Genomic DNA, 13,003 nt, shown 5'->3' with positions numbered 1-13,003 from the left:
CATTAAGCTGAATTTAGGTAGTAGCTTCTGAAGCTACTACCTTACCCCGGCCAAAATCAAAGCCAGCTGCTCGCAAAGCATGCCAAATATGACCTTGGAGGAAGAAAAACCCAAGGAAGAAGTGAGCATTAGCTAACCAACTCCGGCAAGAAGGGAAGCTAGAGTTAGGATCGGCAAAGTAGGGGAAAACACCCAGCTTAATTGATAAGGCAGGACCATAGAAAACTTCTGGGTAGACTACGGTGTTAACAGCGCAGAAGTACGCGGCGATAAACCCCATCAGCGCTAAAGCGCCCAAGCTGTAAGAAAGATAGGCTTCTCCAGACCAAATAAAAAGACCGCGCGTCCATTCAGATGGCTGAGTCTTGATGTGCCAAAAGCCACCGCCAATACACAGCAAACCAACCCAAATATGACCACCAACTACATCTTCTAGGTTACTCACTCCAGCAATCCAGTTCTTGCCCACAGTACCAAACAGATAGCCGAAAATCACTGCTGGATTGAGAGTAGGGTTATTAATCACTCGCACATTCTCCACTGCTGGATCGTACAACCCCCCAAAAGCGATCGCTTTAGCCACCAGTAGAAAAGCTCCAAATCCCAGTAGAATCAGGTGAATGCCGATGATAGTGGTCATTTTGTCACCATCTGCCCAGCTATACCCAAAGAAGCCAGACTGTTCTTCCAAAGTTTCCGGACCACGGAGGGCGTGGAAGATACCACCAAAGCCGAGAAATGCTGAAGAGATCAGGTGCAAAACACCAATCACAAAGTAGGGGTAAGTATCGACTATAGCTCCCCCAGCACCAACGCCCCAGCCTTGAGCTGCTAAGTGGGGCAGCAGGATTAAGCCTTGTTCGTACATGGGTTTGGCAGGATTGAAGCAGGATAGTTCAAACAGGGTTATTGCTCCAGCCCAGAAGACGATTAGACCAGCATGGGCAACATGAGCCCCCAATAATTTCCCGGATAACTCCGTCAGGCGAGCGTTACCTGCCCACCAACCATACTCTCCCTCTACTAATCGGGAACTCTCAGCAGTGTTTGCCACTATCTACACCTCCTAGGCTCAGTATTGCAAAATATATTCAATAGCTACTTGGAATAGCTTACACTACTGCTTAAGTGAAATGAAAGCTATTTTTATTAAGAATCATGACAATTCCCAGATTTGGTAAGGCATCAGAGCAATCGTTAGTGAATCAGAACCCTGTCACCACTAGGTTCAAGCCATCTGTTCATCTCTTTAAGCGCCGTGACTTGATTGCTCTAGAACCTGATCAACTATGGGTAGTTCAACAGGGTGTGGTTAAAAGCTTGACCAAAAATTTTGGGTCAATAGCCCCGTCCTTCTAGGACGGGGCTATTGACAGTCTTTTTATTTTGAGTTATAGTTTACGTAGAGTTTTTTCACGTCAAATGATCGTCTTAGAGTTCAAAGTCAAAGGGAATAAAACTCAATATACCGCCATCGACGATGCGATAAGGACGGGTCAATTTGTACGCAATAAGTGTCTCCGATACTGGATGGACAATAAAGGCGTAGGACAAAAAGACCTATATCGCTATAACACATGGCTCAGAGCTGAGTTTTCTTTTGTCAAAGACTTGAACTCCCATGCCTGCCAGGCTTCCGTGGAACGAGCTTATAATTCGATTTCGAGGTTCTATAGTAACTGCAATAAGCAAATTCCTGGAAAGAAAGGTTATCCCAAGTTCAAGAAGTTTTCCAGATCAGTTGAATACAAAACATCTGGCTGGAAGCTTTCCCCTGATGCCAAGTCAATTTCATTTATTGATAAAAAAGGTATAGGAAAACTAAAACTCAAGGGAACTTGGGACTTGTGGCGTTACGACCAAAAGCTGATTAAGCGAGTTAGGCTAGTTCGTCGCGCGGATGGTTATTATGTTCAATTCTGCGTAAAAGTCAATGTAGAAGAACCTTTAGAACCCTCTCATTCCAATATTGGTTTAGATGTGGGATTAAAGGAATTTTACACCGATTCTAGAGGCGGTACAGAACCTAACCCAAGATTTTATCGTAAGGGAGAGAAGCGTTTAAAGTTTTATCAACGCAGAGTTTCTCGCAAAAAGAAAGGCTCTTCCAATCGCAAAAAAGCCATTAATAGACTAGGTAGGACACACCTCAAAATAAGTAGGCAGCGTGAAGAACACGCCAAGAGACTGGCGGGTTGCGTAATCCACTCTAACGATGTGGTCGCTTACGAAGACTTGAGGGTTAAAAACCTAGTTAAAAACCATTGTCTTGCCAAATCTATTAATGATGCAGGTTGGTATCAATTTAGAAAGTGGCTAGAGCATTTTGGGCAAAAGTTTGGCAGGCAAACAGTAGCTGTCAATCCTGCCTATACCAGTCAAAAATGCTCTAATTGTGGCGAAGTTGTCAAAAAATCTTTATCAACCAGAACCCACGTCTGTGAGTGTGGCTGTGAATTAGACCGCGACCACAATGCTGCGATCAATATTCTAAAAAGAGCCTTAGGTACGGTGGGGCACACCGGAACTTGGGTCATAGACCCCAACGCTCATGGAGAATCGACCTCTACTCTTCCTGATTCCGGTCTGGTTGAGCAAGTTGGCTCGTTGAAGTGAGAATCCCCGTTCTTATAGGACGGGGAGTGTCAATAGGGTTAAAGCGCAATGTCTGTCTTTGTCTCAGTCTTACCGCTTATCCGAGGCTATTGTTTGCCATCTGCGACAGACAGAAGAGTTGCTGTCTATCATTAGAACACCAAGAGTCTCTCAGCGTTTGCAACAGTTTTTGAGTTGGTTAGCCCGGAAGTTTGGTCGTCCCGTATGTAGTGGGCAACTGATTGATATACCAGTGACCCATCAAGAACTAGCTGAGATGATTGGTACCACACGAGTAACCATCACCAGGCTGATCAAGCAGTTTGAGGAAGAAGGGATAATCAGTCGTCCTCGTCGATACTGTATTGTGTTGCGCGATTGTTCTGAAATATAAATGAAAATGCTATCAATGGCGCTAGATTCATCATACTACCTGAAAAGGATACCGCTAGCGCCAGTGACGTGATTCAGTTAGGGGCTGATGGTGGGGACGAAATTATGGGATTGACCGTAGGCCACACTAAGGGATTGACCGTAGGTAACGCTAAGGGATTGACTGTAGGTCACGCTACGGGATTGACTGTAGGTCACGCTATGGGATTGACCGTAGGCCACGCTACGCGATCGCAATGTAGCCTGGTAATTGTTTAATCCGCTCCATCCAAGACACCACATTGGGGTAAGCATCTAGAGAAATCTTAGCGTCTGGTGAGAGACTAACATAGGGGAAGCAAGCAATATCGGCAATTGTGGGGTGATCCAGTTCCAGCCATGCCCGATCACTGAGGTGGTTGTCGAGCAATGTCAGGATAGTTGCCGACTTTTGTGTTGCTACCTCGATGTTAACGGTTTTTACATTAAACTTGTAATAAAGTCTGGCAAACTCTGGACCCTGGCGAATCTCTCCTGCAGTTGTAGATAGCCAGCGCATCACTCGACTCATGGCTTCAGCTTCCAAAGGCAGCCAGTCTTCGCTACCATAGCGCCGTGCTAGATAGACTAAAATAGCTTGGGCATCCTGAAAGACTAAATCTCCATCGGTGAGAACTGGCACTTGTCCGAAGGAATTCAATTCCAGAAACTCGGGAGATTTGTGTTCACCATTGTCCAGGTCAACCCAGACAGTCTCATGTTCTAACCCAAGTAGTGAAAGCATTAGCCGCACTTTGTAGCAATTGCCAGATAGCTGGTAATCATAAAGTTTGATCATGATTTTATTGTCCTAATTTTTGCCTAATTTTTGCCTAATTTTTGCCTGATTTTTTGAAGTATAGCACTACCAATTAAGGTGTTTGACATTGATAAAAGCTGAAACGCTGTTTTATTGAACTTTTGCCTTTTGCCTCTTGCCTAAAGCCCTTGCGCGTAGCGCTATAATTGTGTCCGACTAATTAGCGTGCTGATTAACCTGCGTAGGTCGGCTTTGCTGGTGTAGCCAAACCCTTGGGGGTTTGGGCATAGTTTTTAACCACCGGGATGCTCCCCTTATGCACTGCATTTAAAGCCTTAACTCCTTCTTCTTGAGCAACCACACAACTAATTTTAGTGTCCGAACTTGTAATCATCTGAATAGTTATTTGCTGTTGTGCTAATGCCTCAAAAAACTGAGCCACAACCAGGGGTTGTGCCACCATACCACCCCCAACTAGACTAACTTTAGCGATGTCTGTATCCACTATAATCTCCCCACAAGCAATACTTAGTGCTAAAGCTTTTAAAGCCATGGATGCTGCTTCAGCATCAGCTTGGGCCACCGTAAACGCAATATCACAAGTGGGGATACCATTAAGCCTCTGACAGCGTTGAGACTGAATAATCATATCAACACTAATATTTTCCTGTGCCAGTTGTCCAAAGAGTTTTGCTGCCATTCCCGGTTGATCTCGGACATGGCGAATTGTGATACAAGCTTGGTTGAGATCAAGAACAGCACCGCATACTGGGGATGGGCTTGAATCGGTAGAAAACTCCTGAATTGAATCAGGTCCGAGCACTACAGAACGATCAATCTCAAAAGCCTGACACAGAGCAGCAACAGCGCGATCGCATACCTCAGCATTAATCACACAGGTGATCTTCAACTCAGAGGTAGAAATCATCTCAATATTAACTCCCGCCTCTGCTAGAGTAGAGAACATTTTAGCTGCAACCCCAGGACGCCCAATCATACCAGTCCCAGTAATTGCCACTGTTGCCATGTTCTGCTCTACCATCATTTCTACCTCTTCTGACCCTTGCCAAGTCGCCCCGTATAAAGCAGAAGTAATCAACTCTTTGAGTTTAGTTTCACTCACTGCAGCTCCTAAAGTCTCACCTTGTTCAAAACCTCTGTTCACTACCGTCAACGCAATATCCTTAGCATCGTCCTCCTGAATTGACTGAATAATCAGATTAACATCCAGATTGTCACGAGCAATCTCACCAAATAACTTTGCCACTACCCCTAAACGATCCCGCCCTTGCCATCGGGCTACTTTTACCTGATTTGTCTCCAATTCCACCCCATATACTGCCTTGTTAATCTCCAAGCCTTTCAGAGAACGAGGTTTAGCTATCGGAGAAATTATCCTAGTTCCTGGTGCATTGTTCCAGCTTGAACGTACAACCAAAGGTACGCCATAATTGCGAGCAATCTCTACCGCCCTAGGATGTAGCACCTTTGCCCCTAAACTGGCTAACTCTAGCATTTCATCACAAGTAATTTCTGGGATTAATTGTGCCTCTGGTACAATCCGAGGATCAGTTGTAAAAATGCCTGGAACATCAGTATAAATTTCACACAAATTTGCTTTTAAAGCAGCCCCTAACGCCACAGCTGATATATCTGAACCGCCACGTCCTAGAGTAGTAATTTCAAAATTATCACCACTGCTCATACCCTGAAATCCAGCTACAACTACCACTGTTCCTTGATTGAGATAGTGCTGAATTCGCTTTGGCTGAATTTCCAAAATCCTGGCACGACCGTGTTCAGCATCAGTGATAATTCCTACTTGTGCCCCAGTTAAAGAAATAGCCGGTTGTCCCAATTCCTGCAATGCCATACTCAGCAAAGCAATTGATACTTGTTCTCCAGTAGACAGAAGCATATCCATCTCCCGAGCACTGGGATTCGTCGAGACTGCCTTCGATAAACTGAGCAAGTCATCAGTGGTTTTACCCATCGCCGAAACCACTACCACCACAGTATTATTATTTTGGACTGTTTGCTTCACCCGCTGGGCAACTGCTTTAATTCTTTCAACTGATCCAACCGAAGTACCACCATACTTTTGGATAATTAGCATTATCTAGCCTCAGATAAAGTATTAATTTTAAATTGAAGTTAATTAAAAATTAAATAGTGATCATTTTTGTTGCTTTAGCAATGGCTAATCGAAGGATTTAATCTGAAAATAGGATTAAGATAAACAAGTAACAGGAAACTTCTGGGGAACAGTATGAAAGAGCGATTGAGCCCTATAATACCACGGAATTTCGATGACCCTTCCCTGTTCCCTGTTCCCTGTTCCCTAAAAACCCAGAACTTTGTACCTCACTAAATTGCAAACCGCCGTATTACATCTCAAGCAGCGCTATATCATTCTCTTTGTTGAGCTGAATCAACTCAGCTACACCATCCCATAGAGCATAGCGTGCTTTGAGAGCATTCTCAGCAGAATTGAAAGCTTGCTCCCATTTCACAGGATCATCACCACAAAGATTTTTTAAGAGTTTTTTACCCATCGGAACATGCTGATCCTCATCCAGAAAATTATGCCTGTCTAGATAGAGACGCAAAGAATCCCAAGTAAATCCATAGAGACTATCTAAAGTAGCAATAACCTGTCTGAACATAGCAGGAATGATATCTTCTCGACCTAGTAGAAAAGCGGCAGCTACTTCATGGGTTGACTTAGTCGTAGTTTCCAACGTGAATTTAACAAACGTTTTGGTTAATTCAGGTATCGAAATAGAAGCTAGAGTTTGGTTAGCTGGAATACCTTTTCTAAGAGAAGAGATAAACGTTTTAATTGGATTAGTATCAGCACCTATCTCTGTCATAGCCACCAGATAGAGATCATAGTGACTGATGTAATTTCCTGGTGAGACTTCATCAGTCTCTTCAGCTAAAACAATCTCATTCACCATCCTGGCAGAATTAATATCTGTTGGTGGCACCCAAGGTACATCCAAGCAAGTGACTCGGTGTTGAAGAGTCTTAATCAGAGACATAAAATCCCAAACAGCAAACACGTGAGACTCCATAAATATCTGTAGAGATACCAAGTCATTTAACTGTTGGTAAAGGGGGTGGTTTATCAGAGCCATACGGCTTGGTTTAAGTTGTTCTTCCAGCTGAGTGTAATAGTCGAAACTCTTATAATTTTGCATTTCGATAATCTTCATGATTTGTCTCCTTAATAACCTATAGAGTTGTTTAATTTTGTGAGGCACAAAGTCCTCGGTTTTAGGGAACAGGAAACAGGGAGGTGTATCTCACTTTTGTAAATTTTGCGTAGGGTGCGTTAGGGGTGGGCTCGCCCTGATTTTCTGCCTCTTCGCCACCATTGAAATAGCCCACCCCGTAACGCACCACCGAGTCAAACAGCTTTTAGGAGATGCACCCGAACAGGGAAGATAGAAGAGGGAATAGCAAGGAAATTGCATCAAGACAGGAAAAAAATTCTGTGTACCTCTCAGATAGGGCTCTTTAATGAATTGTGATAATTTTGTTCCCTAATCCCTACTCCCTACTCCCTACTCCCTATTCCCTTTCCTAGATAATACCGACATAATTTCTGGCAAAATCCCTAGCAAATGTCACCGATGTAGACAATTGCTTCAATTTCGATTCACTCAACTTATTGAAGAAACGGACATTGTCTACATCCTTCTCTTCAGACTTATGGAGCATATGCAACATCGAACAAGAGAATTCTTGAGCACGCCAAATATAGGGCAAACGAACTTCCGAGTAGCGTTTTAGGTAAGACATATCCCGTTTTTCCTGGTAGTAACTTACCAATACTTCTCCGAGAACACCCGCATCCTGTACCGCCAGATTTAAACCTTTCCCACCGCAAGGTGTAATAATGTGACCCGCATCACCAGCTATCAATAACCGTTGGTACTGTAAAGGTTCCATAACATAACTGCGCATGGATAAAATCCGCTTGTCAAAGATTTCCCCTTCTTTCAACCTCCATTCTTTTTTCGCCAGACGCTTTGCCAAGGTACTCCAGATCCGTTGATCAGGCCAATTTTTAAGCTCATCATCAAGTGAAACTTGTAAGTAATAACGAGAAATCTTGGCATTGCGCGGCATGTGAGCTCCAAAGCCATCATGATCCAAGCCATAGATGACATGTTTTGCAGAAGGTGGTGCGTAAGCTAAAATTGCCAGCCAGCCGTAGGGATGCTGTTTTGTGTAGATGTCTACCGCTCCGTCTGGAATTGATTGGCGCGAGAGTCCATGATACCCATCACACCCTGCTACAAAATCAGCATGAATCGTGATCGTGGTGTCACCATCCTTGTCGTAACACTCAACAATGACGCCGTCATCGGTTTGAGTAATTTTTTTCCCCTCATGGCGTAACAGTAACTTACCACCTGCATCCAGATATCTTTGGATCAGATCGTCATTGAGATCGCTTTGGGGATAAATGTAATGGACATCCCCATCAGCTAACTTTCCGTAATCAAAGACAACGCTGTAATCAGGGTAACGAAATTCACAGGTATCATGGGTATACCCCTTTTGGAAAATTGTATCCGCTAGACCATGTTTTTTGAGTAGGTCAACTGTCGTGCTTTCCAGGACACCTGCACGCGCCCTCGTATATATTTCCTCGCGGTTGTATCTATCCGCAATGATACAATCAATCCCATTTTGTAGCAGGATATTACCAACTACAATGCCAGCTGGACCTGAACCTAAAATACAAACTGATGTTTTCAATGCTGTACTATTAGTCATGGTTTAAGCTACCTCTTTAGTTAGATTTGAATAAAAGGAAAGCAAATTTTATTAACAAACACCTTCTGTAAGCAGTCAGCGGTCAGCATTCAGCAGTCAGCATTAAGCAGTCAGCGGTCAGCTTAAAATAAACTTCTTTGGCCATAGGCTGATAGCTGTTCGCGTAGCGTGCGCGTAGCGCTTAAGCTTACACATCCTCTAATAGGTACCTGGAATCATTTTTGTAGTAATAGCAATACGATTCCAAGCATTGATCGTTACAATAGCCATCAAAAGTTTAGCTATTTCAGTTTCCGAAAAATAGCGACTTACCTCTTCATAAACTGAATTCGGTACCTGATTCTCTGAAATCAGAGTCACTGCTTCAGTTAGCTCTAATACAGCTCGATCTTCCGGACTAAAAAACGGCGTTTCTCGCCAAGCATTTAGAACATAAATTCGTTGTTCTGTTTCTCCATTACTTCTGGCTTCTTTTGTATGCATATCGATACAAAACGCACATTTATTCAGTTGAGAAGCACGAATTTTAATTAACTTTATCAGTGTTTTGTCTAACCCACTTTTATTCACATAATTTTCCAAGGAATTCATGGCTAAATAAGCTGCTGGTTCAACTTTTTTTAATTCCAATCTTGCTTCCATTTAAATACCTCAATTGGTTGGTAAAATTACAAATTTAACTTTTGACGTTTTACGTGATTACCACATTCCTACTGCTTGATCAAGCTCAGCACGGGCATTGGCCAAAGATTCCTGACGGGCTTCTTCCCCTAAATCTAGTTTCTCGGCATGAATAAAGGTGATATCTGTAATGCCAATAACTCCAAAGATAGCCCTTAAAAAAGGTTCCTGATAATCGTAATCAGCACTAGGGTTTCCTGGAGAGAAACTACCACCACGAGCTGTAAAAATTAGCATTTTCTTTCCCTTAGGAACTAAACCCCGATATTGACCAGCTTCGTCAAAGGTAAAGGTGCGATTAAATCGGACAATTTGATCGATATAAGCTTTGAAGGTAGATGGAACATTGAAGTTGTACATGGGAATGCCAAAAACATAGCGATCGGCTGCTATAAATTCATCCACCAAAGTATCTGATACTTTAATTGCGTCTACCAATTCAGGATTGCGTTTTTCGGGAGGACAAAATGCTGCAGCAATCCACTTTTCATCCACATGGGGGACAGGATTATGACCTAAATCTCGATAGGTTACAGTGTCGTCTGGATAGAAAGACTTCCAAGTTTGAATAAACCGATTAGACAATTGCCGAGAAATAGAGCGATCGCCACGGGGACTAGCATCAATGTGAAGAATATGGGTCATAATTAAGTTGAAGGTTGTTCGCGAAGCGTGGCCAATAGGCCAAGGTGGTTTAGTTGTTCGCGAAGCGTGGCCGAAAGGCCAAGGTTGTTCGCGAAGCGTGGCCAATAGGCCAAGGTGGTTTGGTTGAAGGTGGTTTGGTTTAAGGGTTAAGGTGGTTTGCTTTAAGGTTCAGAATATAACCTGTAACCTGGTAACCTAGTAACCTAGTAAGCTGTAACCTGTAAACTCTAACCTGTAACCTTCAACCTGCTAACCTTCAACCTGCTAACCTCCTAACCTGTAACCGCGTCACCGCGTCACCTGTAATTGGGATTATTTGATGCCTACTGCCATTGAGTAAGCTCCTACAAGAGGTTTAGTGTAAGTATCTTTGAATCCTACTTTGTCCATCCAAGCACAGCAGTCTGCTCCTGTATAGTCGAAACCCCCAAAGGTTTCGATCAGCATATTTAGGCTCATCAGTAACCCAAACCTGTTCTGGCAGCGCTGATCGTCGATTAGTGCGTCGTAGACAATCAATGCACCACCGGTCGGGAGTGCTTCGTAGGCTTTGGCAATTAACAGGTGCTTTTGTTCTAGATTCCAGTCATGCAGGATGTGTCCCATTACCAAAACATCAGCACTAGGCAGCATATCCTGGAAAAAGTCACCACCATGGAAGTCTAATCGCTGGCTAAGTCCTCTGGAAGCAACATATTCCTCGTAAATTGGGCGAACCACTGGCAAGTCGAACCCACCTCCATGTAAATGGTCGTGACTTAGGGCAACTGTTACTGGTAACTGCCCTTGAGCCGTACCGATATCGATAAAGGTCTGAAACTTCTCCCATGGAAATTTCTCAGCGATCGCCTTAGCTACTCCCATACTGATCCCAGACATCGCTTCCAGAAAGATTTTTAGGCGGGCGGGGTCCCCGTAAAGGGTGCCGAAGAAGTCTTCTCCATTTTTGGCTTCATTCTGGGGTTGACCGGTTCGTAACCCTTCTGTTAATGAACCCCAAAATCCATAGAGACGGCTGTTGCACATCTCTAGGCAACCACCGATATAGGAAGGCTTGGAGCGGTCAAGAAACAAATCACTTTCAGGCGTGTTACTGTAACGGTCATTACAACGCTCTAAAACGTTTAAAGCAACTAGTGCATCCAAAAAATCTCGCGCACTACGGGGATGAAGTGCTAGTTTTTCAGTCAATTCAGCAGCAGTCATAGAACTCTGAGCCAGTTCAGTAAACACTCCCAGTTCGACTGCACTTAAGAATGTCTTAGATGCTGAGAAAGCAAACCCCAATTCCAGTAGTTTGTCTGGTACCAGCTGTTTAGTAATTTCTTGCATTGACTAGTATCCTTCTAGTTTAATTTAGTAAAAAATGTTCAGTTAATTATCAACAATCTAAGACCTAACTTGAACTTTACTTTGCTGTGCATAAGCAAAATCATGAAGCCCTTTACCCTCTAAGTTATGCTCAGCACAAATTAGGATGTCCTGATATTGCTCGCGAAGCTTCCTTTTCAGTACTTTTCCTGTTGATCCTACAGGAAGATTAATGACAATTTTTAAAAAAGATAAGGGTTCAAACTTATTATCCAATAGCTGCTTATTGATAGCAGTAATCAGAGCTGATGGTGTAATATTTTCTGGCGCTTTCAGCTTGATAAAAGCAACCAAACCATCCAAGCCTTTTTCCTTAGGTACACCAATTATTGTACAATCAGCAACAGCTGAGTTGTTCTTCAAAATTAATTCCTCGATTGGTAAGGTATTGACTAAGCCGCTAGCGCACTGAATAGCATCAACGGCACGATCCACGTGAAAAAATTTATTCTCCTGATCATAATAAGCCAAATCCCCACTAATCCAGTACCCTTGTTTATAACTTTTGAGGGTGCGGTTAGAATCATTCCAATAGCCTGGTGTAATAGTTGGAGATTTAATACCCAGGAAACCTACCTGATAGGGTGGCAGTAGATTTCCCTCCTCATCTAATACTACAGCTTTTACAAAACTGCGTGGCTTACCCATATATCGATTATACAAGCTCGTCTGGCGACTAGAGACTTTATTAAACAAAGCCATTCCGAGTTCAGAAGCACCTAGACCATCAATAAAGACTGATTTAGAATTCCCGGCATTTACCAGAGTCCTAATATGAGCTTCATGGGCAGCATCTCCGGTATTAATCCACATTTTTACAGAACTCAATTGGTCTTTTTCTAAAGCCTGGGAAGCCATGTCGGCATAGGTTTGTGGAAAAGCTGCTACTATAGTCGCTTTAAGTTCTTTAGCTTGAGTAATAGCATTATTTCCAGATAAATCTGACAAAACCATAGTGGGTAACCCCAGTAATGTTACTGTCATAAAGTAGCTAATTCCAGCCGAATGTGAACTAGGTAAGGCAAACAAAAACTTATCGGATTGACTAGCTGGAAAATTTAGCAGCCGAATGCGTTTGCCAAAGAAAAACTGTTGATGCCCAAATATTACTGGCTTAGGCTTTCCAGTAGTACCAGAGGAATGACAGATCATAATTGGATGAGAATCTGTAGGAGAATATGGATACCACTGGGGAAGCTGTATCTCTGAGCTCTGAACAGCTGTATTGTTGATATCTGTGGCAATAAACTTTAATAAGTCATTAGTTTTGAGGTAGCCACTAATAGTATCCAGGTGCTTCTGATCAGAATATAAACCAATGGCACCAACACGACTGATAAAGTCAGCAGCAATATCAGCATCCATACGACCGTTTACCAAAACTGGAATAGCACCGAGGTTGTTTAGTGCTAAGTAATGGATAAAGTAACCGATTCCATCGTCTAAATAGATAGCAACAGGATCATTCTCACGAACGCCAGATTTCCTGTACCAAGAGGCATAGTTATCCACAACATCTTTTAAGGAAGATAAACTAAACCTGTTGATGGTCTCCCCTGTGAATGTTTGAAAAGGTTTTTCTAAAAACAAAAAATCATTGTTTCGATAAGGGTTATTAGCAACAGAGTACTGGAGAAAGTTACCACATCCTAATGGCTTGGTAAGGAATAACTTAAGTCTTTGGTACAATGGCAAAATAGTTGGGTTAATGTTCATGAGGTTAAATCCAAGTTCGTGTTGCAAGATAAT

Annotated in this window: 13 protein-coding genes; 4 read left to right on the top strand and 9 right to left on the bottom strand. The window is 42.9% G+C overall.

The genetic code is table 11. The features are described from left to right. Nucleotides 1-13: 13 nt before the first annotated feature. Nucleotides 14-1,054, bottom strand: coding sequence for a chlorophyll a/b binding light-harvesting protein (locus LYNGBM3L_RS16325; RefSeq protein WP_008185420.1), 1,041 nt, complete (start codon nt 1,052-1,054; stop codon nt 14-16). Nucleotides 1,055-1,158: 104 nt separating this feature from the next. On the opposite strand from LYNGBM3L_RS16325, the gene LYNGBM3L_RS16320 reads away from it, so the two are divergent. The 4 genes from LYNGBM3L_RS16320 (at nt 1,159) to LYNGBM3L_RS40935 (ending at nt 3,246) form a co-directional block, all read left to right on the top strand. Further along, nucleotides 1,159-1,359: a hypothetical protein gene (locus LYNGBM3L_RS16320; protein ID WP_008185418.1), complete on the top strand. Its 201-nt coding sequence runs from the start codon at nt 1,159-1,161 to the stop codon at nt 1,357-1,359. Between the two features lie 63 nt (nt 1,360-1,422). After that, nucleotides 1,423-2,616 (top strand): RNA-guided endonuclease InsQ/TnpB family protein, encoded by a 1,194-nt coding sequence (locus LYNGBM3L_RS16315; protein ID WP_008185416.1) that lies wholly within the window; start codon nt 1,423-1,425, stop codon nt 2,614-2,616. Between the two features lie 58 nt (nt 2,617-2,674). After that, complete coding sequence (locus tag LYNGBM3L_RS16310; RefSeq protein ID WP_052308449.1) at nt 2,675-2,989, top strand: Crp/Fnr family transcriptional regulator; 315 nt, start codon at nt 2,675-2,677, stop codon at nt 2,987-2,989. 68 nt (nt 2,990-3,057) lie between these two features. Continuing rightward, a complete protein-coding gene (locus LYNGBM3L_RS40935; protein ID WP_131826997.1) occupies nt 3,058-3,246 on the top strand; it encodes a hypothetical protein in 189 nt (62 codons plus the stop codon). On the opposite strand, the gene LYNGBM3L_RS16305 is transcribed toward LYNGBM3L_RS40935, so the two are convergent. From LYNGBM3L_RS16305 to LYNGBM3L_RS16270, 8 genes are all read right to left on the bottom strand, one after another. Beyond that, nucleotides 3,212-3,805: a glutathione S-transferase family protein gene (locus LYNGBM3L_RS16305; protein WP_008185414.1), complete on the bottom strand. Its 594-nt coding sequence runs from the start codon at nt 3,803-3,805 to the stop codon at nt 3,212-3,214. The genes LYNGBM3L_RS40935 and LYNGBM3L_RS16305 overlap by 35 nt on opposite strands. A 193-nt stretch (nt 3,806-3,998) precedes the next feature. After that, on the bottom strand, nt 3,999-5,885 hold the full coding sequence (locus LYNGBM3L_RS16300) for an aspartate kinase (protein WP_081431862.1): 1,887 nt from the start codon (nt 5,883-5,885) through the stop codon (nt 3,999-4,001). Nucleotides 5,886-6,153: 268 nt separating this feature from the next. Beyond that, complete coding sequence (locus tag LYNGBM3L_RS16295) at nt 6,154-6,984, bottom strand: DUF3050 domain-containing protein (protein ID WP_008185409.1); 831 nt, start codon at nt 6,982-6,984, stop codon at nt 6,154-6,156. A gap of 370 nt (nt 6,985-7,354) precedes the next feature. After that, complete coding sequence (locus LYNGBM3L_RS16290) at nt 7,355-8,557, bottom strand: 4-hydroxybenzoate 3-monooxygenase (protein WP_008185407.1); 1,203 nt, start codon at nt 8,555-8,557, stop codon at nt 7,355-7,357. Between the two features lie 198 nt (nt 8,558-8,755). Next, a complete protein-coding gene (locus tag LYNGBM3L_RS16285; protein ID WP_008185405.1) occupies nt 8,756-9,199 on the bottom strand; it encodes a carboxymuconolactone decarboxylase family protein in 444 nt (147 codons plus the stop codon). A gap of 57 nt (nt 9,200-9,256) precedes the next feature. Next, complete coding sequence (locus LYNGBM3L_RS16280; protein ID WP_008185403.1) at nt 9,257-9,883, bottom strand: FMN-dependent NADH-azoreductase; 627 nt, start codon at nt 9,881-9,883, stop codon at nt 9,257-9,259. 312 nt (nt 9,884-10,195) lie between these two features. Further along, on the bottom strand, nt 10,196-11,215 hold the full coding sequence (locus tag LYNGBM3L_RS16275; protein ID WP_008185401.1) for a methyltransferase: 1,020 nt from the start codon (nt 11,213-11,215) through the stop codon (nt 10,196-10,198). Between the two features lie 57 nt (nt 11,216-11,272). Next, entirely contained in the window at nt 11,273-12,970 is a 1,698-nt protein-coding gene (locus LYNGBM3L_RS16270; protein WP_008185399.1) for a class I adenylate-forming enzyme family protein, read from the bottom strand. Between the last annotated feature and the right edge of the window lie 33 nt (nt 12,971-13,003).

The organism is Moorena producens 3L (assembly GCF_000211815.1).
Lineage (GTDB): Bacteria > Cyanobacteriota > Cyanobacteriia > Cyanobacteriales > Coleofasciculaceae > Moorena > Moorena producens.
Note: the sequence above shows the minus strand (reverse complement) of the source record. Positions and strands in the feature narration are given on the sequence as shown.

What these genes read in the sequence shown, in the direction of transcription:
- LYNGBM3L_RS16320 (WP_008185418.1), top strand. Translation starts at nt 1,159, where the DNA reads ATGACAATTCCCAGATTTGGTAAGGCATCAGAGCAATCGTTAGTGAAT.
- LYNGBM3L_RS16315 (WP_008185416.1), top strand. Translation starts at nt 1,423, where the DNA reads ATGATCGTCTTAGAGTTCAAAGTCAAAGGGAATAAAACTCAATATACC.
- LYNGBM3L_RS16305 (WP_008185414.1), bottom strand. Translation starts at nt 3,805, where the DNA reads ATGATCAAACTTTATGATTACCAGCTATCTGGCAATTGCTACAAAGTG.
- LYNGBM3L_RS16295 (WP_008185409.1), bottom strand. Translation starts at nt 6,984, where the DNA reads ATGAAGATTATCGAAATGCAAAATTATAAGAGTTTCGACTATTACACT.
- LYNGBM3L_RS16290 (WP_008185407.1), bottom strand. Translation starts at nt 8,557, where the DNA reads ATGACTAATAGTACAGCATTGAAAACATCAGTTTGTATTTTAGGTTCA.
- LYNGBM3L_RS16285 (WP_008185405.1), bottom strand. Translation starts at nt 9,199, where the DNA reads ATGGAAGCAAGATTGGAATTAAAAAAAGTTGAACCAGCAGCTTATTTA.
- LYNGBM3L_RS16280 (WP_008185403.1), bottom strand. Translation starts at nt 9,883, where the DNA reads ATGACCCATATTCTTCACATTGATGCTAGTCCCCGTGGCGATCGCTCT.
- LYNGBM3L_RS16275 (WP_008185401.1), bottom strand. Translation starts at nt 11,215, where the DNA reads ATGCAAGAAATTACTAAACAGCTGGTACCAGACAAACTACTGGAATTG.
- LYNGBM3L_RS16270 (WP_008185399.1), bottom strand. Translation starts at nt 12,970, where the DNA reads ATGAACATTAACCCAACTATTTTGCCATTGTACCAAAGACTTAAGTTA.